We start from the raw sequence: 19,192 nt of genomic DNA, 5'->3' as shown, positions 1-19,192 counted from the left end.
TGCAGGAAAGCCGCACCAGGGAAGGGTGATGGCAGCCCGTCCGGTACGGCCGTTCCAGACCCTCTTTACATCCCGCCGGTCCGGCGCTACTGCGACACCGTCTGTTGTTCGCTGGCCTGGTTGTTGCTGCGCAGCTTCTTCGCCCGCGCCTCGAGCACCACATAGACGAGCGTGGCGAACAGCAACGGGATCAGGAAGTAGATCACCCGATAGCCGATCAGGCCGCCCACGATGGCGCCCTTGCTCATCTCATCGGCCAGCATGGCGACGAACACCGCCTCGATAACGCCGAGCCCGGCCGGGATATGGGTCACCACGCCGGCGATGCTGCTGATCATCAGGATACCGAGCACTTCAGGGTAGGCGGCCTTCTGCGAAAGCATGTAATAGACCACCAGCGCCATCAGCGACCAGTTGGCCGCACCCAGCACCAGCTGAATCAGCGCCAGCCGCAGCGATGGCAGCTGGATTTCATGGCCGCGGATGGTCCATGAACGGCGCTTGGAAAAGCCGCACAGCCCCAGATAGACCAGACAGGTCACCAGCAGCCCGCCGCCCAGTATCCGCAGCGCGGTAAAGCCGATCTCCCAGCTTGCCGGCGGCTTGATCCAGCCCATCGCGAAGATCAGCCCGGCCAGCCACATGTAGCCCAGCCAGTTGGTCAGGATGCTCATGGTGAACACCCGGGTGATCTGCGAAGGCTTCAGCCCGAGGCGGGAATACAGGCGAAAGCGCAGGGCGATGCCGCCGACCCAGGCACTGAGGTTGAGGTTGAACGCATAGCAGACGAAGGTCACCGGCAGGATCTGTCTGATCGGCAGGTCATGGCGCGCATAGCCTTTGCCGAGCACGTCGAAGAAGCAGTACACCACGTAGCTGCCGAATGCTGCCGCACCCGCCATCCACAGCGTTTGCGCTTTGTAGTTACGCAGGGTGCTGTAGACCTCCTGCCAGTCGAGGTTGCGCGCCAGGCCGATCAACAGGCCGACCACAAGGGCGAAGAACACGTAGGTGAGGATCTTCTTGATCAGCGGCCAGCGCCGACGCCAGCCGCTCTTCGGCTCGCCTATGGAGGTATCGCTCATCGTTGTTCTCGCTGCATGGGTGACGGCACCGTGTCGAGGTCTGGCGCATCCGAATCGAGCAGTTCCAGACGAGGCTTGTGCTCGGGGAAGAGGTTCACCAGCCCCGGGAAGTGGCGCAGGAAATGGAAGATCAGAAAGGCCAGCGGCGCCCGCCACCAGAAGCCGCGAACGATCCGCTCCAGCGGAATGCGCCGGCAGTCGGTCTGCAGCAGGTGATCCAGCCGTTCGTGCAGATGCCGGTTGAACACATGGTCGCGGATGATCAGGTTGGCTTCCAGATTGAGCGACAGGCTCAGCGGATCGAGGTTGCTCGAGCCCACCGTCGACCACTCGTAATCGGCCAGTGCGACCTTGCCGTGCAGCGGGCGGCGACAGTACTCGTGGATCTCCACGCCGTCGCGCATCAGGTAGTTGTAGAGCATGCGCGCGCCGAACTTGGCGATGGGCATGTCCGGCTCGCCCTGGAGGATCAGCCGCACCCGCACACCCCGCCGCGCGGCGTTGCGTATTTCTCGCAACACACGGTAGCCAGGGAAGAAATAGGCGTTTGCAATCAATAGCCTGGAGCGGGCATCTCGAATCGCTTGCAGGTAATGTTCTTCGATGTCGTTGCGATGCTGGTCGTTGTCGCGCAGGACGAACAGTGCCCGCGCCTCGCCGCGGCTGACACCACCATAACCAGGCGCCTGCTGGCGCAGACGGCGTCGCCACCAGCGACGCGGCGTCTTGTCCGGGGCGATCTGGCTGAGGGCGAAATGGTGGATATCGCGCACCACGGGGCCTTCGACCTGCAACGCGTAGTCCTGCTTGGCCGCCGGGCCGAAGTCGCCCAGATGGTCGGCAGAGAAGTTGATGCCGCCGATGAACGCGGTTTCACCATCGACCACGACAATCTTGCGATGCATGCGGCGGAACACGTTGAGCCGGCGACCGAGCAGGCGCTTGCCCGGGTCGAACATGTGGATGCGCACGCCGACCTGGGTCATCTGCGCGACGAAGTCCCCGTGCAGGTCAGCTGAGCCGTAGCCATCGACGGTCACGTCGACGCTCGCACCATTTTGCGCGGCGGCAATCAGCGCTTTCTGCAGTTCGGCGCCTACCTTGTCCTGAAACAGGATGAAGGTTTCCAGCAGCACCTCTTTCTTGGCCTGGGCGATCACCTCGAACACTCGAGGAAAGAACTCTTCGCCGTTTTCCAGCAACTGAAGGCGATTTCCGTCTCTCCAGTGGTAACTCATATATGTATCTCCACCGCTAGGGGCAGATGATCGGACAAGTGCGTCCAGGGTTTGTTACCAAGTATTTGCGCACGGTGCGTGCTGGCATTCCTCACATAGATGCGGTCCAGCCGCAGCATCGGCCAGCGGGCCGGGAAGGTCTTGGCGACCTGGCCATGGGCAACCGCAAAGGCTTCATGCAGGCCGGCGCAGCGATCGAGCTTCTGCGTGGCCTTGAGCCGCCAGTCATTGAAGTCGCCAGCGACTACCACCGGTGCCCCTTCAGGTAGCGAATCGAGCAGGTTGCAGAGCAGGTCCAGCTGCTTCTGGCGATGCGACTCGCGCAGGCCCAGGTGCACGCAGATCGCGTGAAACTCGTCGTGCCCGGGAACCTGCAGCACGCTGTGCAGAAGGCCGCGCCGCTCAGGGCCGGCGATGGAGATATCGAGGTTCTCGTAACGGGTGATCGGAAATTTGGAGAGCAGGGCATTGCCGTGGTCGCCATCGGGATAGACCGCATTGCGCCCGTAGGCGAAGTCGGTCCAGATGCTGTCGGCGAGGAATTCGTACTGCGGTGTGGCGGGCCAGTTGTGAAAGCGCAGCGCGTGCTTGTCATGAGTGCCCAGCACCTCCTGCAGAAACACCACGTCCGCCGAGACGCTGCGCACCGCTTCGCGCAGCTCGGGGAGGATGAAGCGCCGGTTGAGCGCGGTGAAGCCCTTGTGCGTGTTCACCGTGAGGATACGGATGGAATTGACCGCCGTGGCCATATGGGCATCGAGATCGGCGCTTTCGATGGGATGGTCTTTATCCAGAGTCAAACCAATGCTCCTTCTAGTTGGCCGGGGGTGGCCTGCAGGTGTTTGTCCAGGCCAAGCCGACACAGCAGTTGCCGCGCGTCATAGGGCGCGCGGACCTTCACATCGTTGTCGAAATAGCAGTACACCTCGCGTGAGCGACGCGGCCGGGGCTTGTTCGAGCTGATCAGACGCGCATCGTCGGGCTGGCGCCCTTCGCTCCAGCGCTGGATACGCAGGCACCAGTTGTCCAGTGCTGCCTCGGTGTAGCCGCTGGTATAGAGCTCCTCCGCGCCGTGCAGGCGGATGTAGACGAAATCGCTGGTGAGGTCTTCCTGATGCGGCCACTTGCCGGCGGTATCGGCCACCACCAGCGCGACCTTGTATTTCCGCAGCAGGTCGATGAAAGCCGGGTCGACGAAGCTTGCGTTGCGGATCTCCACCGCATGACGCAGCTGGCGCTTGCGGTCGATCGACAGATGGCTGCGGCCCTCCATGCGCGGCTCGCAGCCCTTGGCGATCGCCAACGCCGCCTCGGTGTCGTGGGGCAGTTGACGGAGAAATGCCTCGAACAGCTCGGGATCGAACTTGAACGACGGCGGGAACTGCCAGAGGATCGGCCCGAGCTTTTCCTTGAGCTGGAAGATGCCCGAGGCGAAGAAGTTGGCGATGGGTTTCTCGACCTCGCGCAGCCTGCGTACATGGGTGATGTACCGCGGTCCCTTGACGCTGAAAACGAAACCTTTGGGCGTGTCGGCGTACCAGTCGGCATAACGTTCGGGCGTTTGCAGCGCGTAGAACGAGCCGTTGATCTCGATGCTGCTCACCGCGCGCGAGGCGAACTGCAGTTCCTTCTTCTGGGTCAGTCCCTTGGGATAGAAGTCGCCGCGCCAGGGCGCGTAGCGCCAGCCGGATATGCCGATATGAATGCCTGTCATGGGGCCGGCCTGCCGCACAGCCAGGGGAAGGTGGTCCTGCTGGCCTCGGCTTTTCCGAGAGCGGCGTCAGCAGAGACGGGATGGACCGCGTTCATAATCACTCCAAGTCGCCCAGTACATGCTTGAACGCTTCGGCCCGAAGGACTGCGGTTGCGGCAGCAAGGACACGGGAAAACGCAATGGGTCCTGCGCGGGGCAGTCGTTCGGTGTATGCCAAGCGGACGAACACACGCCTCGAATAGCAGGCGCGCACATCTGTTCCGACTTTTCCGCGTGGTGGCGGTTCACCTTTTTCTATGCAGGCAAGGTCAGCTGGCGGGCGCAAAGGCCCGACAGAACGGGGCGTACCGCACTCGGACCGAGCGCGGGCGGCAGAGAACGGGTCAGCCTGACGGCAGCGCCCAGGGCTGATCGCCGGAGAAGGCATCGACCAGATAGTCGATCATCACCCGGACCTTGGCCGGCGGGCGGCGGTCGGGTGGGTAGACCACATGGATACCGCCAAGCCCGACGCACGGCTGATCCAGTTCGATGGCCACCAGCTCACCGCTGCGCAGGGCCCTGGCAACAATGAACTGCGGTTGATAGATCACCCCCTGACCGCCGATTGCGGCAGCCACCAGGGCTTCTCCATTGTTGGCCACCAGATCGCCGTTGACTGCGACGCGCACTTCGCCGTCGCGGCCAAATGGCCAGACCTTGCCAGCCGCGAGACTCGCCAGGCTGTAGCCCAGACAGTTGTGCTGTCCCAGGTCGGCGACGCTGCGCGGCACCCCACGCTCATCCAGGTAGCGCGGCGCGGCGCAGACCAGCAACGGGCAATCCGCCAGCTGTCGCGCCTGCATGGGGCTGTCCTGCAGCCAGCCGATACGGACGGCCATATCCCAGCCGCCGTCGAGCAGATCCACGCGGCTGTCGGTAAGGCCGAGTTCCACCTTTACCGCGGGGTGGCGGCGGCTGAATTCCGGAATGAGCGGGGCGATGAACTGCGTGCCGAATGTGAGCGGCACGTTCATGCGCAGCAGCCCGGTCGCCTCGATTCGCTGCGAGGCGACGCTGGCTTCAGCTTCTTCGATCTCCGGCAGGATGCGCTGGCAGGCTTCCAGGTAGTTGCTGCCGGCCTCGGTCAGGATCAGGCGACGGGTGCTGCGGTGGAACAGCTTCACCCCCAGTCGGCTTTCCAGTGCGTCGACGTGCTTGCTGGCCATGGCGGGTGACATTTCAAAGTGACGCGCCGCGGCAGACAGGCTGCCGGCAATGGCAGCCCGGGTGAAAACACGCATGCCGGTGATTCGGTCGAGCATTCAAGCTCCTACTGATAGTAAAAACTGTTAGTGCATTTCGATAGGTTCTCACACCACCAAGTGTAGCCCATGCTTGTCGCACTTCATCTCGGAGCAGGCCAGTGATGACTGTCAGCCAACCCGCACGCCATTCGACCATGCCAACCCTGTTCGTCCCTCATGGCGCGGGACCCTGCTTCTTCATGGAGTGGAATCCGCGCAACGCCTGGGATGCGATGGCCGGTTTTCTCAAGGGCATCGCCGCGACCCTGCCAGCCAAGCCGACGGCCATCGTTGTGGTTTCCGGCCACTGGCTGCAGCCGACCTTCAGCGTGACGGGTGCCGCGCGTCCCGGGCTGATCTACGACTATCACGGTTTTCCACCGCACACCTACGAATTGCGTTATCCCGCACCGGGCTCGCCGGCCCTGGCCGGCCGTATCGCTGCCTTGCTCGATGACGCATCGCCTGGTGGGCAGCAAGACTTCCAGCGCGGCTTCGACCACGGCATGTTCATCCCGCTGAAGCTGATGTTCCCTGCCGCGGATGTTCCGGTGGTGCAGCTCTCGTTGCGTAACGATCTCGACCCGTTGGCGCACATCGAAGCCGGTCGTGCCTTGCAGGTGCTGCGCGACGAAGGGGTGCTGATCGTCGGCAGCGGCATGAGCTTTCACAACATGCGTGGCTACGGCGACCCGCGTTTCGCGTCGATTTCAGACGAATTCGATCATTGGCTCACCGCTGCGGTCGAACTGCCGCCCACCGAGCGAGACCGGGCGCTGCAGTGCTGGGAACGCGCTCCGGCGGCGCGCCTGTGTCACCCGCCCGGGGCCGAGGAGCATCTGATTCCGCTGCTGGTGGCTGCCGGCGCGGCTGGCGATTCGATCGGACGCAAGGTCTTCAGCGACCGCGTCATGCACACCACGCTGTCGGCCTACCGTTTCGGCTGACGCGCACATTTCATCGAGGGGAACACCATGTACCGATCCCATAGCCGAATCCCGGCGAGCAATCCGTCGCGCCTGATCAAGCGCCTGTGCAATCACTGGCGACACAAGTTTGCCGTGCAGCTGGACGAGCAGGGTGGCGTGATCGAGCTGCCGCTCGGCCGCTGCAGCCTGCACGCCAGCGAGGGCTATCTGGACGCGCAGTTGGAGACTGCCGATCAAGCCAAGCTGCAGCAGTTGCAGAAGGTGGTCGCCGATCACCTGGAGCGCATGGCCGGTGACGAACCGCTGGTTATCGCCTGGAAAACCGAGGCCGGTGCGCAGCCCGCTGCCGGGCCGGCGGAGCGCCGTTCGCTCGATTCGCCAAGTCGCTACGGCACCGTTTCGCGGGTATTTCACTGGCTGATGGCGCTGCTGATCGTCTGGCAGTTTCTCAAACTGGGCGACCGCATCGCCGAAGGTGAGCACTGGGTCGGCGAGACGCTCGTGCCCTGGCACGTTTCCCTGGGCGCCGTGCTGATGGTTCTGGTAGTGCTGCGCATCGTCTGGTCACTGAGTCAGCTCAGGCAACGGCCGCAGCATGATCCGGCCACCGCGTGGCTGGTCAAGGGCGGCCATCTGGCTCTCTATGCCTGCATGCTGCTGATGCCGATCACCGGTGTGCTGTATCTGGTCGGCAATGGCTACGGCCTCAAGGTGTTTGGCCAGCAGCTGGTAGACAAGGGCCCGGAAATCGCCTGGGCGGCTTCGGTTGGCGGAGTCCATTCACCACTGGCCTGGCTGACCGTTCTATTGGTGGTCGGTCACATCGCCGCGGCGCTTTACCACCGCCTGGTCAAGCGAGACGACATCATGCAGCGCATGCTCTGACGCCGTCGGCTCTGACTCACTGGCTGCTCAACGCAAAGTTGGGCAGCGATTCCACCGGTTGGCTAAAGCGGAAAGGGATCGACAACATCGAGCTGCCGTAGGGCTTCTGCACCACGAAGTGCAGGTGCGGACCGGTGCTGCGGCCGGTATTGCCGGACTTGCCGAGCAGCGTGCCGACGTTGACCTGCTGCCCTGGCTGGACACGCACAGAGCCGCGGCTCAGGTGCAGATAGGCGCTGTGGGTGCCGTCTTCATGTTCGATGCGCACGTAGTTGCCCGCAGGGTCCGGCAGTCGTCCTCCCTGGCCGTCGCGAACCTTCACCACTGTCCCGGCGCGGGCGGCGACGATCGGGGTGCCGACCGGCATGGCGATGTCCACCGCATAACGGCCGCTTGGCGAGTTGTGACTGAAATCGCCGCCAGCTCCTTGAGAGATGCGAAATGGCCCACCTTGCCAGGGCAGGGCGTAGGCCGGCCCGTCCACCGTGCCGGGTTGATCCGGTTCCGGTGAATAGATCAGCGCATAGCTGAACGAGTGCTTGAACATGATCGGCCCGCCTGCCTGGCGCTTGCTCAGCGTGGCGACGCGGACCCGGCTATTGGCAGGCACCGTCTTGCGGATCACCCCCTTGCCGACCCCGGCCACATTGACCATCCGCGTCAGCCGCAGGGTGACCTCGACTGGCACTTGCAGCGTATTGCTGACGTCCATCGCCTTGCCACTACCGGCACGATTGATCAGCAGGCGTACCGAGCCAGGCTTGTCTGTTGCCTTCGGCTGGTTGTTCGAGGCGAGGGCGGGTGCCAATGGCGCAAGGCCGATCAGCATGAGCAGGGGGTAGATAAGCGGTCGCAAAGAGAGCATGACGTGTGATCCATCACGGAAAAGACAAGGCTGCCGGCGACGAGCAGGACGAATCCGTTGGTTGTTCAGGGAAGCCGCGCTGGTTTTGGGACTTGGGTCACGCGGTGAGGTTCACTGCCGCATGTCGTTTTTTTGATGGGCGCACGGTCTCGGCGCGAATCTGGGCTGGGGCCTCGCGGTCAGGACCGCTCTAACAAACGGGCTGGCGAGAATAGGCGGGGGGTGATCGCAAGCAGGAAGGAAACGCCCCGAACCCGGACGGGTCGGGGCGCTCTTATTCACTCGTCGGACTTGACCAGCTCGAGCAGCAGCAGCGAACGGCCGGTCACGGCATATTCGTCATTGAAGTCGAACCGTTCCGGTCGCGCGGTCGGGTGATTGGTGTCTATCAGGCGGTTCCAGTAGATGCCTTGCGGCACTTCCGGCAGCGTGAAGTTCACCAGGTCGTGATGCGCGTTGACGATGATCAGCAGCGTCGCATCGGAGCCCGCACGCCTGATACCGGTCGGCTGGGCGCGGCCGTCAAGCAGCATGCCCATGCAGCGATTGTGGGCGTCCTCCCACTGTTCGATGGTCATCTCTTCGGCATTCGGCGCCAGCCAGGTGACATCCTTGACGCCCAGCTCCTCGTTGTATGCACCGACCAGGAAGCGGCTACGACGCAGCATCGGGAAGCGCTGGCGCATACGGATCAGCTTGCGGGCAAAGCCCAGCAGACCGTAGCTGTCCTCGCTGATGTCCCAGTTCACCCAGCCTATTTCGCTGTCCTGGCAGTAGGCGTTGTTGTTGCCGTGCTGAGTACGGGCGAATTCATCGCCAGCGACAATCATCGGCGTGCCTTGCGAGAACAGCAGCGTGGCGAGGAAGTTGCGCATCTGCCGATAGCGCAGCTCGTTGATTTCCGGGTCGTCGGTATGGCCTTCCACCCCGTGGTTCCACGACAGGTTGTTGTCGCTGCCGTCGCGGTTGCCTTCGTCATTGTCTTCGTTGTGCTTGTGGTTGTAGGACACCAGGTCCTTCAACGTGAAGCCGTCGTGAGCGGTGACGAAGTTGATCGAGCTGAACGGACGACGCCCGCGCTGGTTGAACAGATCACCGGAGCCGGTGAGGCGGCTGGCGAAATCGGCCAGCTGGCCATCGTCGCCTTTCCAGAACGAGCGCACCGTATCGCGGAACTGGTCGTTCCACTCGGCCCAGCCCGGCGGGAAGCCACCGACCTGATAGCCGCCGGGGCCGCAGTCCCAGGGCTCGGAAATCAGTTTGGTCTTGGCCAGTACCGGGTCCTGACGACAGGCGACGAGGAAGCCGTGGCGCTCGTCGAAACCGTCGTGTTCGCGGCCGAGGATGGTTGCCAGATCGAAGCGGAAGCCATCCACGTGCATTTCGGTGGCCCAGTAACGCAGCGAGTCGGTGACCATCTGCAGCACGCAGGGGTGGCTCATGTCCAGCGTGTTACCGGTGCCGGAATCGTTGATGTAGTAACGCTTGTCATCCGGCATCAGGCGGTAATAGGAGGCGTTGTCGATGCCGCGCATGGAAAGGGTCGGGCCCCGCTCGTTGCCTTCGGCGGTGTGGTTGTAGACCACATCGAGAATCACCTCGAGGTCGGCGTTGTGCAGGTGCGCGACCATCTCCTTGAACTCGGTGATCTTGCCGCTGGCCAGGTACTTGGGGTACGGCGCGAAGAACGCGATGCTGTTGTAGCCCCAGTAGTTGGCCATGCCTTTTTCGAGCAGATGCTGGTCCTGGACGAAGGCATGGATCGGCAATAGCTCGATCGAGGAAACGCCGAGCTTGCGGATGTAGTCGATCACTTCCGGCGTCTTGAAACCGGCGAACGTACCACGCACGTCGTCCGCCACTGCCGGATGGCGCATGGTGTAACCACGCACATGGGTTTCGTAGATGATGGTCTTGTCCCAGGGCACCTGCACCGGGTGGTCGCGGCCCCAGGTGAAGGCCGGGTCGATGACCTTGCACTTGGGCACGAACGGCGCGCTGTCGCGCTCGTCGAAACTGAGGTCGCCATCGGGGTGGCCGATGGTGTAGCCGAACAGCGCTTCCGACCATTTCAGCTCGCCCACCAATTGCTTGGCATACGGGTCGATCAGCAGCTTGTTCGGGTTGAAGCGATGGCCGTTCTCCGGATCGTACGGCCCGTATACGCGGTAGCCGTAGATCTGCCCCGGATGCGCATCCGGCAGGTAGCCATGCCAGATCTCGTCGGTGTACTCAGGAAGCTCGATACGCTCGAGCTCGACTTCACCGCTGGAGTCGAACAGGCACAGCTCCACCTTGGTGGCGTGGGCGGAGAAAATGGCGAAATTGACACCCAGGCCGTCCCAGGTTGCCCCGAGCGGGAAGGGCGAGCCCTCGCTGATCCTGGACGGCGTCGAAACCTGCGGCACGTAGGGCTTTTTCTTACTCATGAAATCTCCAAAGGCGGATTCCGGAAGGCGTGCCGAGGCGAGTGTCGGCGCGGACGATCATTCGACCGATCCGACGCTGACAAGATGCCTGCCGCCGGTCAGCTTTCCTTCTTTGCGCGCGGGGTACGGGTTTTCTTGATGGACTCGGGCGTACCGGCCTTGGCGTCAGTCCCTGCCTTGGGTGCGCTGCGGCTCGCGCGGGGCTTGGCGGCCGGGGCGTCCTTCGCATCCTTTACGTCCTTGGTCTTGGCCTTGGCTTTCGGAGTGGCGTCGGTCGGCTTGGTCGCGGTTTTTCGAGGACGGCTGGCGGGCTTGGCATCGGCGGCGCCGTATTCGGCCTCTACCAGCTTGCGCGCCATTGCCCAATGGCGCTCATCTTCACCTTCCGGGCAGCCCTCGGATTGCCAGATCTGATAAGCGAACTCGCGGATACGTTGCTCTTCTGAACTCATTGTTGGGATTCTCCTGTTGCTCTCATGTAGACGTATGCAGGACGGCCACTGGCAGTCCGTCCAGAACCCGCGCAGCCTCAAGGCTGGCTTGTTGGGATGTGACTGCCGTTGCGTCGAAAAGTCGCTCGAATTCGCTACCGTCCAGCGCCTCGGGCAGTGCGATCCGGGTGTTGCCCCAGCGCTGCGCCGGAATGCTCGGTACTTCACAATCACCCAGCAGATTAGCCGCCAGCCGTGGCACCACGACTACCACCCATTGACCTTCCAGCTCGCGGGCGAAGGCCAGCAGCTGTTCGGCCTGCTCGCCGGAAACCGCAAGCGGCAGATAGCGGCCTTCGCTGAACAGCCGTGGGCAGCGTCGACGCAGCTGCAGTGTGCGGCGGATCACGGCCTGCTTGATGCGACCGTCGTGCCAGCTCTGCAGCAGCTCATCGAGCGGGCCGGCGCTGCTGAGGCTGTGCTGCCTGGCAGCGAAGTCCACCGGCCTGCGGTTGTCCGGGTCGACCAGACTGAAATCCCAGTATTCGGCGCCCTGGTAGAGGTCAGGCACGCCAGGAGTGGTCATGCGTAGCAGGCTTTGCGCAAGGCTGTTCAACGCACCGGCAGGGGCCAGTTCAGCGGCGGCCGCAGCGATTTCGTCCCGTAATGGTGCACCAGCGTCGGCGAGCAGCAGGTACTCGACATGCTGGCGGCAGGCGCTTTCGTAGTCGCTGTTGGGGTCGCTCCAGGTGGTGCGCAACTTGGCTTCGCGCAGGGCTTTTTCCTGCCACTGCAGGATGCGCGTGCAGTACTGCTCCATCGCCGTCCTGTCGTCCGCACGGAGGTCCAGCGGCCAACTGCCGAGCAGGATCTGAAACAGCATCAGCTCATCGGCAGGCGAGGGCGCGGGGCCGTCGCCGAGCGGCTGGATTCGGTCGGCGGTCATCTCGCGCCAGCGCCGCACGTTGCCGGCAAACCACTCGGCGCGCTCGCTGATCACCGCGATGCGGGCGCGGGTATCTTCGCCACGCTTATGGTCGTGGGTCGCGGTGGTCAGCATGTTGCGCGGGAAATGCTCGGCACGTTGCAGGCATTCGTCATGGAATGCCTGCAACGGCGCGCTGAAGTGTTGCGGGTCGAAACCCACATCATTGCGCGAGAGCAGGATGCCGGAGCGGTAGCAGGCGGTGTCTTCCACGGCCTTCGCCGCAGCCGGCGAGGTCAGCTGCTGGAAGCGCGTGCAGGCATAGCGGCGAATCTTGCGCAGGCTGCGCGGCAGTTGCCGCAGGCTTTCGCCCCCCAGCCAGAGCTGCAGATGCTCGAGCAACGGCCAGTCGGCTTCGCTCAAGGTCGTCTTCGCGCCATCCAGCGCCTGCTGGAAGAACGGCTCATCCGCCTCGCGACGGCCCGGTGCAGCAATGTAGGTGCGATATACCGGGAAGTGGATGATCAGCTCCAGCAGCGCCCGGCGAATCGCGCCGAGGGTGATGTCGCGGGTCATCACATCGCCACGGGCGACCTGCAGCAAGGCTTGAGCGACGCTTTCGAAATCTCCGGCCAGAGGGCCGGTCAGCACCAGTTGGCGTGCCTGGCGCGCCTCTTCCATGAAGTCGGTGGTACGCCCGCTGGTCTCGCTCCACAAGGCACAGAGCAACGATTCGCCCGCCGGATCGTGCTGCAACAGCGAAACCTGATTCATGAACTCGTAACCGGTGGTGCCGTCGACGCCCCAGTCGTCATGCAGGCGCTCGCCGCCGGCGAGGATCTTCTCGACGTAGATCGGTACATGATCCTGCACCGCGTCCTGCGGACGCCCGGCATTCAGGCGATCGACGCGCCGGCGCAGGCGCCGGCAGTAGCCACGCGGATCGGCCAGGCCGTCGATATGGTCGATGCGCAGTCCATCGACCAGACCATCGCCGATCAGCTCGAAGATCTTCGCGTGGGTTTCCTCGAATACCACCGGACGCTCGACGCGCAGGCCGCCCAGCTCGTTGATGTCGAAGAAGCGCCGCCAGTTGATGTCGTCACCCGCGGTGCGCCAGCTGGCCAGCCGGTAATTCTGCCGCTCGAGCAGGCTGTGCAGACGGCGGAAGCCGTCATCGGTCGTGGAATCATAGGTGCCGAGCGCCTGTTCCAGAGCCTGGCGGGTATCGGCGTTCTGCAATTGCTCGGCGAGTTCGGCTCGCAGCAAACGCGCAGCCTGATAGGGTGCCGGCTCGGTCTTCAGGGCATCGAAGTGCTGCGCCAGGGTTCTTAGCTGCGGATGGTCGGCAGCACGCAACACTTCGCCGTAGCTCGGTGGGGTAATGGGGAAGCGATGCTCGTAATGCTCGGCATAGAGCGCGCCGTTGTCGATATCCAGGCGCAGCTTGAGGGTGCCTTGCTGCAGCGCATCGCCGTAGTCACTGCCGAGGAAGGGCACCAGGAGCTGGCCTTCGAGCAGCGGATCGGGCGAATTCCATTCGATATCGAAGAACTGTGCGTAGGGGCTGCGGCGCCCCCACTCCAGTACATCCAGCCACCAGGTATTGCCAGAGCCACCGACTGCCATGTGGTTGGATACGATGTCGAGGATCAGCCCCATGCCCTTGCCGCGCAGGGCTTCGACGAGGCGGCGCAGGGCTGGCTCGCCGCCCAGCTCCGGGTTGATGCGCGTCGGATCGATCACGTCGTAACCGTGCATGGAGCCGGGGCGGGCGGTGAGCAGCGGTGAAGCGTAGATATGGCTGATGCCGAGTTCCGCGAAGTAGTCCACCAGGCCGGTGGCGTGATCCAGGGTGAAGTCGCGGTGAAACTGCAGTCGCAGGGTTGCGGTAAGGTCTTTCATCGATGCGCAGCTCCACGATGGTTACGACGGGCCTGCGCAAAGGACGCCAGCCGACGGCTGCTGGCCGGGCTGTCGAGCAACGTTGCACTGTCGCCGGGATAGCGGCGACGCCAGTTGGGATGGGTTTCGACGATGCCGGGCATGTTGGTCTGTTCTTCCAGACCGAGCGCATCCTCCACCGGCACCAGTACCAACGGTGCCGGGGTGTGCGCCAGGAAGCAGATGGCGGCATCGACCGCTTCTTCGGCATCGAGCAGCACATCCGGATTCTTGCCGCTGTACTCGCACAATGCGCGATTCAGGCCGGCGCGTTCTTTCTCGCGGGCTCGCCACTGCGTTTCGCGGTCGGACTCGGGCACCTGACCGACCTTGATGCGCCAGTCGATGTCATGACCTTGCCACCAGCCAGTCAGGGTCGGGATGTCATGGGTAGTGCTGGTGGCCAGCGCTTGCGCCGGATACTGGCCAGGCGTCTGGAAATGGCCGTCGTGCTGTTCGAACAGCAACACCCGCATGCCGAGGATTCCGCGAGCCGCCAGGACGTCCCGCAGGCCGTGGGGAATGGTGCCCAGGTCCTCGCCGAGGATCACCGCCTGGTGGCGCCAGGCCTCCAGGCAGAGCAGGCGCAGCATGTCGTCGAACGGGAAGTTGAGGTACACCCCGCGCTTCGGGTCGGCACCGGCAGGTACGACCCACAGACGCTTAAGGCCCAGCACATGATCGATGCGCATGCCACCGGCGTGGGCGAGGTTGGCGCGCAGCATTTCGATATAGGCACGGAAGCCATGCTGGCGCAAACCCCAGGGCGAAAACGCCGAAATGCCCCAGTTCTGTCCGTCACGATTCATGATGTCCGGCGGCGCACCGACGCTCAGCGACGCCAACAGCTCGGCCTGGCGGCTCCAGGCCTGGCTGCCACCGCCATCGGCGCCGACCGCGAGGTCGGAGATCAGTCCGATACGCATGCCGGCGCTGCGCGCGGCGACCTGGGCGCGCTCCAGTCCGCGGGCCATCAGCCACTGGCCAAAGGCGTGGTAGCTCACCTCGTCGGCGTGTTCGCGGGCGAATGCGTCCACCGCTGGGCTAGCCGGATCGCGATACTCGCTCGGCCAATCGCTCCAGTGCTGGGTATGGCCTTGTGCGTCGCGCAAATGGGTGTGCAGGGCTTCGAAACGGCAGTGGTTTTCCAGTGCCTCGCCGCCGTTTGCACGGAAGCTGTCGAAATCCACCTGCAAGGCGTTATCGCCTTTGCTGAAGTCGTCGAACAGCTGGCGTAGCAGGCGATGCCGTGACTGGGCAACGGCGGGCCAGTCGATCAGCTCCAGGCGCTCAAGCCGTTCCAGTTCCTCGCCTAGCCCGCAGGTCTCGATGGCCTGGCGCAGCGGCCGCTCGCCGAGGATCGATCCGGGTGCCGCGTGCAGCACGTTGAAGAACAGTCGGCTCGAGGGCGAGTAGGGGCTGTACTGGTTGATGTGCGCGCCGAACATGGCATGCACCGGGCTGATACCCAGCGCATCGGCTCCATGGGCAGCGGCATTGCTCACCATTGCCTCCAGCGCCTGGGTATCGCCCAGGCCGCCGTCACCGGCTCGTCGCAGGCTATACAACTGGGCCGTCAGCCCCCAGGCATCGGCACCGGCGATTTCAGCCACGGTGGGACACGACAGCGGGGCAATGGCGACGGTCAGCTGATACTTGTCGATGATCAGGCGGTAATAGCCAGGCGTGTCGATGGCCGGCAGGTGCGCCTGGTAATCGAGCGTGCCCTGCTGGACGCCGCCATCTTCTGCGTGCAACTCGAAACGACTGGCGGCGGGAAAGTAGGCGGAAAGGTCCAGTGCGGCGTGCTGATCGCAGGTGAGCAAGGGCGGCACGCCGCCGTGATTGTTCTTGTGCGCGAGAGTCTCGAGGCTGGCGTCGATATCAGCGTCGGTCTCCGCCGCCAGCCCCAGGCAGGCGAGCACCTCGCGCAGCACGGCCGGCTCGACCCGTTGTCCACGGTTGTCGGCATCGACCCAGTCGATGGAGAGTCCGGCGGCTTCCGCCAGGCGGATCAGGGATTCGTCGCTCATTTGGCTTTCTCCAGATACAGCTTGGCCATACGAGGCGGCAATTGGTCGGGCGTGTTCGCATCCGACTCACGACTGGCGAACAGCAGCTGCGCGGCGGTAGACGAAGCTGGCAGGGGAGCGGCTTGTGCGCCAAGGTTCAGCTCAAGACGCAGCAGGCTGCCATCACCCAGCTGCCAGCGGGCAAGCACGGCGGCTTCGCCCAGCACGCTGCAGCCGAGGAAGGCCGAACCCGGCAGGCGCGGCACGATCTCGGTGTGGCGGATGCTGAGCAACTGGCGGTACAGCGCGTGCCATTCGGCGTGCCCCGGTTGCGTCTGCGCCCCGAAGTCCGGCCGCGACTGTTCGAACGTGGATACGGCGTTGGGGTCGGGAATGCGCTCCCGCGTGGCCTCGTCAGCGAACTCGGAAAATTCGGCGAACTCGTTGCGGCGGCCTTCGCGCACCGCGTCGGCCAGCTCGCCGTGATGGCTGGTGAAAAACAGGAACGGCTGCCGCGAGCCCCATTCCTCGCCCATGAACAAAAGCGGGACCATCGGGGAAAGCAGCAGGACCGCCGTGGCAGCCCTGAGCGCGTCGGCGTCGGCCAGCGTCACCAGGCGATCGCCAAAGGCGCGGTTGCCGGTCTGGTCATGGTTCTGCAGGAACAGCACGAACGAGGTCGGTGACAGATGCGCGCTGGGCTCGCCGCGGGCTTCGCCATGACGGTTGTTCTGCCCCTGATAGATGAAACCTTCGCCGAGAAAACGCGCCAGTTTGGCGGTCGCGTCCTGGTGGTAGTCGGCGTAGTAGCCCTGGCTCTCGTCGGTGAGCAGCGCATGCAGCACATTGTGGCCGTCATCGTTCCACTGCGCGGTGAAGCCCTGGGTAAGCAGGCTGGAGCGGTTGTCCTCGTTCTCCAGCACCAGATGCACATGGCGACCGGGTTCCACGGTGGCGTGCACGCGCTCGGCAAGCTCGGTAAGGAAGCTGCGGTCGGGAATGGCATGCACGGCGTCGAAGCGCAGCCCGTCGAAGCGGTAATCCATCAGCCACATCAGCGCGTTGTCGATGAAGAAGTCACGGACTTCGCGGCGGCGGAAATCGATGCCATCACCCCAGGGTGTCTGCTGGTCGTGGCGGAAGAAGTGCCTGGCGTAGCGGCCGAGGTAATTGCCGTCCGGTCCGAAGTGGTTGTAGACCACATCGAGAAACACCATCAGGCCCAGGCCGTGGGCGGTATCGATCAGGTGCTTGAGCTCTTCCGGGCTGCCATAGGCGGCTTCCGGTGCGTAGGGCAATACGCCGTCGTAACCCCAATTGCGATCGCCGGGAAATTCGGCGATGGGCATCAGCTCGATGGCCGTCACGCCCAGCTCGGCAAGCCCGGCGAGGTGCTTTTCCATCGCGGCGAAACCGCCATACAGGCCAACATGGGTCTCGTACAGCACCGTCTCGTGCCAAGGGCGGCCGAGCCAGCTGCTGTTGCGCCACAGGTAGTTGTTGTGGGTGTCGACCACCAGGCTCGGCGCATGCACGTCACCCGCCTGCGCCCGCGAGGCGGGGTCGGGCACATGCAGTTCATCGTCGATGAGAAACCGGTAGAGCGTACCGGCCCCGTAAGGGGCATCGATGCTGTACCAGCCTTCTTCAGTGGCGGTCATCGGCAGCGTTTGTGCGCCTACAACGATCAGACTGACGTTTTGCGCATCGGGCGCCCAGAGCCGGAAACGGGTAGTTCCGTCATCCAGCAACTCCGGACCGTGATGCCCGATATGGGCACGCTGCTTCTGCATTGAACAACCTCTTCAGATTAGATGACGAACCTCGCGGCGCTCTCCGAGCAGCTGCCGGTAGAGCGCGTCATAGGGTTCGATGGCGTGACGCCAGAAAAAGCCAGCCGCCATCGCGCGGCAACGCATGGCGCCGAGCAGTTGCGGATGCCGATGAAACGCCAGGGCCCGCTGCACCGCCTGGCGGTAACTGGCAACATCCGGTTCGTCGAACAGGAAGCCGGTGACGCCATCCTCGATGGAATCGGCCAGCCCCCCCGTGCGTCGCGCAATGGGCAGGGAGGCATACCGCTGGGCGTACATCTGGCTGAGACCGCACGGCTCGTAGCGCGAGGGCATCAGCAAGAAATCACTGCCGGCGAACAACCGACGCGCATCGGTTTCGTTGAAGCCGATGTGGGCCGCGACACGGCCGGGGTACTGGGCCGCGAGCTGGCGAACCTGATGCTCGATCTGGTGATCGCCCTGGCCAAGGATCGCCAGCTGGCCGCCGCCTTCGACGATGGCATGGGCGACGTCGAGGGTCAGGTCCACACCCTTCTGATGCACCAGGCGCGAGACCACGGCAAACAGCGGGGCATTGCAGTGCTCGAGCCCGAAGGACTCGCGGATATAGGCGGCGTTCGCCTCCTTGCCTGCCCAGTTACGTGCACTGAAGCCGCTCACCAGATAGGGGTCGCTTTCCGGTGCCCAGCTTTCGTCGATGCCGTTGAGCAGCCCGCTGAGCAGGCCCTGGCGGGCTTTCATGCTGAGAAAACCTTCCATGCCACAGCCGAACTCTGGCGTGGTGATTTCCTCGGCGTAGGTAGCGCTGACGGTGGTCACCCGGTTGGCATAGGCAATGCCGGCCTTGAGCAGCGACAGCTTGCCGTAGAACTCCATGCGCTCGGGGTCGCAGGCCTCGGCCGGGATGCCCAGCAGACGCCGTTGCGACATGTCGATGTTGCCCTGATAGGCAAGGTTGTGAATGGTGAAGACGCTCGGCGTGTTCAGCCCACGCCAGTGCATATAGGCCGGCACCAGACCTGCTGGCCAGTCGTGGGCGTGCACCAGTTCAGGTGCCCAGCGAATGCAGGCCGTACCGGCGGCGATCTCCGCGGCAGCCAGGCCGAGGCGAGCGAAACGCACCGGATTGTCCGGCCAGTCGTTGCCATCGGCGTCCCCGTACGGCGAGCCTTCGCGCTCGTAGAGTTCCGGGCAGATCAACACGTAGATGATCAGGCCGTCAGGCATGTCCATCCGGCCGATGCGGCAGCCGGGAATCTCGGCGTAACCGCTCAGCGAGCCGACCGTGCGGATGGCGTGACCGCTGTTGATCACCTGCGAGTAACCGGGAATCAGCACGCGCACATCGTGGCGTGCGCCCAATGCCCGCGGCAGTGCAGCCGATACGTCGGCGAGCCCGCCAGTCTTGACCAGATCGGTCAGCTCGGAGGTAACGAACAGGATCTTGCGTTTGTCATCGTGGCTACTGCGAATCTGCAGGGCAGGGCGAGTAACCTGGGGTATGGCGGGTTGCGCCTTCGGTAGTCCGACAGGCAGGGCGTTCACAGCGGCAATACTCATCACAGATCTCCCCAGAGCCCCGGCGTTCCAGGTGCCGGCGCCAGCTACGAGCATATTTCTCCTATGCAACGATCTGATGACCGCCACATACCA

The 19,192-nt window shown here is 63.9% G+C and carries 14 protein-coding genes; 2 read left to right on the top strand and 12 right to left on the bottom strand.

What is annotated here, in order from left to right; translation table 11 throughout:
• Window positions 1–86: 86 nt before the first annotated feature.
• The 5 genes from EA798_RS13920 to EA798_RS13900 form a co-directional block, all read right to left on the bottom strand.
• On the bottom strand, window positions 87–1,085 hold the full coding sequence (locus tag EA798_RS13920) for a lysylphosphatidylglycerol synthase domain-containing protein (RefSeq protein WP_122099333.1): 999 nt from the start codon (window positions 1,083–1,085) through the stop codon (window positions 87–89).
• Window positions 1,082–2,323, bottom strand: a complete 1,242-nt coding sequence (gene clsB / locus EA798_RS13915) for a cardiolipin synthase ClsB (protein WP_106158692.1) — start codon at window positions 2,321–2,323, stop codon at window positions 1,082–1,084. Before clsB ends, EA798_RS13920 begins: the two co-directional genes overlap by 4 nt.
• The gene (locus EA798_RS13910) at window positions 2,320–3,123 is read right to left on the bottom strand and encodes an endonuclease/exonuclease/phosphatase family protein (protein WP_106158693.1); all 804 of its coding nucleotides are present in this window, start codon (window positions 3,121–3,123) and stop codon (window positions 2,320–2,322) included. The genes clsB and EA798_RS13910 overlap by 4 nt, the downstream gene beginning before the upstream one ends.
• The gene (locus EA798_RS13905) at window positions 3,120–4,037 is read right to left on the bottom strand and encodes a DUF72 domain-containing protein (protein WP_122099332.1); all 918 of its coding nucleotides are present in this window, start codon (window positions 4,035–4,037) and stop codon (window positions 3,120–3,122) included. Before EA798_RS13905 ends, EA798_RS13910 begins: the two co-directional genes overlap by 4 nt.
• 383 nt (window positions 4,038–4,420) lie before the next feature.
• Window positions 4,421–5,341: a LysR family transcriptional regulator gene (locus EA798_RS13900; RefSeq protein ID WP_122099331.1), complete on the bottom strand. Its 921-nt coding sequence runs from the start codon at window positions 5,339–5,341 to the stop codon at window positions 4,421–4,423.
• Window positions 5,342–5,445: 104 nt separating this feature from the next.
• Between EA798_RS13900 and EA798_RS13895 the strand changes: the two genes are divergently transcribed.
• Window positions 5,446–6,270 (top strand): DODA-type extradiol aromatic ring-opening family dioxygenase, encoded by an 825-nt coding sequence (locus EA798_RS13895; RefSeq protein ID WP_122099330.1) that lies wholly within the window; start codon window positions 5,446–5,448, stop codon window positions 6,268–6,270.
• Window positions 6,271–6,297: 27 nt separating this feature from the next.
• The gene (locus EA798_RS13890) at window positions 6,298–7,137 is read left to right on the top strand and encodes a DUF2218 domain-containing protein (RefSeq protein ID WP_122099329.1); all 840 of its coding nucleotides are present in this window, start codon (window positions 6,298–6,300) and stop codon (window positions 7,135–7,137) included.
• Between the two features lie 16 nt (window positions 7,138–7,153).
• Here the strand turns inward: EA798_RS13890 and EA798_RS13885 are convergent, their stop codons facing one another.
• From EA798_RS13885 to glgA, 7 genes are all read right to left on the bottom strand, one after another.
• Entirely contained in the window at window positions 7,154–8,002 is an 849-nt protein-coding gene (locus EA798_RS13885) for a M23 family metallopeptidase (RefSeq protein ID WP_106158698.1), read from the bottom strand.
• A gap of 278 nt (window positions 8,003–8,280) precedes the next feature.
• A complete protein-coding gene (glgX, locus tag EA798_RS13880) occupies window positions 8,281–10,431 on the bottom strand; it encodes a glycogen debranching protein GlgX (RefSeq protein ID WP_122099328.1) in 2,151 nt (716 codons plus the stop codon).
• A gap of 98 nt (window positions 10,432–10,529) precedes the next feature.
• Entirely contained in the window at window positions 10,530–10,883 is a 354-nt protein-coding gene (locus tag EA798_RS13875; protein WP_122099327.1) for a DUF2934 domain-containing protein, read from the bottom strand.
• Window positions 10,884–10,905: 22 nt separating this feature from the next.
• Complete coding sequence (locus EA798_RS13870) at window positions 10,906–13,692, bottom strand: malto-oligosyltrehalose synthase (RefSeq protein WP_122099326.1); 2,787 nt, start codon at window positions 13,690–13,692, stop codon at window positions 10,906–10,908.
• On the bottom strand, window positions 13,689–15,764 hold the full coding sequence (gene malQ, locus EA798_RS13865) for a 4-alpha-glucanotransferase (protein WP_122099325.1): 2,076 nt from the start codon (window positions 15,762–15,764) through the stop codon (window positions 13,689–13,691). Before malQ ends, EA798_RS13870 begins: the two co-directional genes overlap by 4 nt.
• Window positions 15,761–17,536, bottom strand: coding sequence for a malto-oligosyltrehalose trehalohydrolase (gene treZ / locus EA798_RS13860; RefSeq protein ID WP_122099324.1), 1,776 nt, complete (start codon window positions 17,534–17,536; stop codon window positions 15,761–15,763). Before treZ ends, malQ begins: the two co-directional genes overlap by 4 nt.
• A 12-nt stretch (window positions 17,537–17,548) precedes the next feature.
• Window positions 17,549–19,099 (bottom strand): glycogen synthase GlgA, encoded by a 1,551-nt coding sequence (gene glgA, locus EA798_RS13855; RefSeq protein WP_106158704.1) that lies wholly within the window; start codon window positions 19,097–19,099, stop codon window positions 17,549–17,551.
• Between the last annotated feature and the right edge of the window lie 93 nt (window positions 19,100–19,192).

It is taken from the genome of Pseudomonas songnenensis, assembly GCF_003696315.1.
GTDB lineage: Bacteria > Pseudomonadota > Gammaproteobacteria > Pseudomonadales > Pseudomonadaceae > Stutzerimonas > Stutzerimonas songnenensis.
Note: the sequence above shows the minus strand (reverse complement) of the source record. Positions and strands in the feature narration are given on the sequence as shown.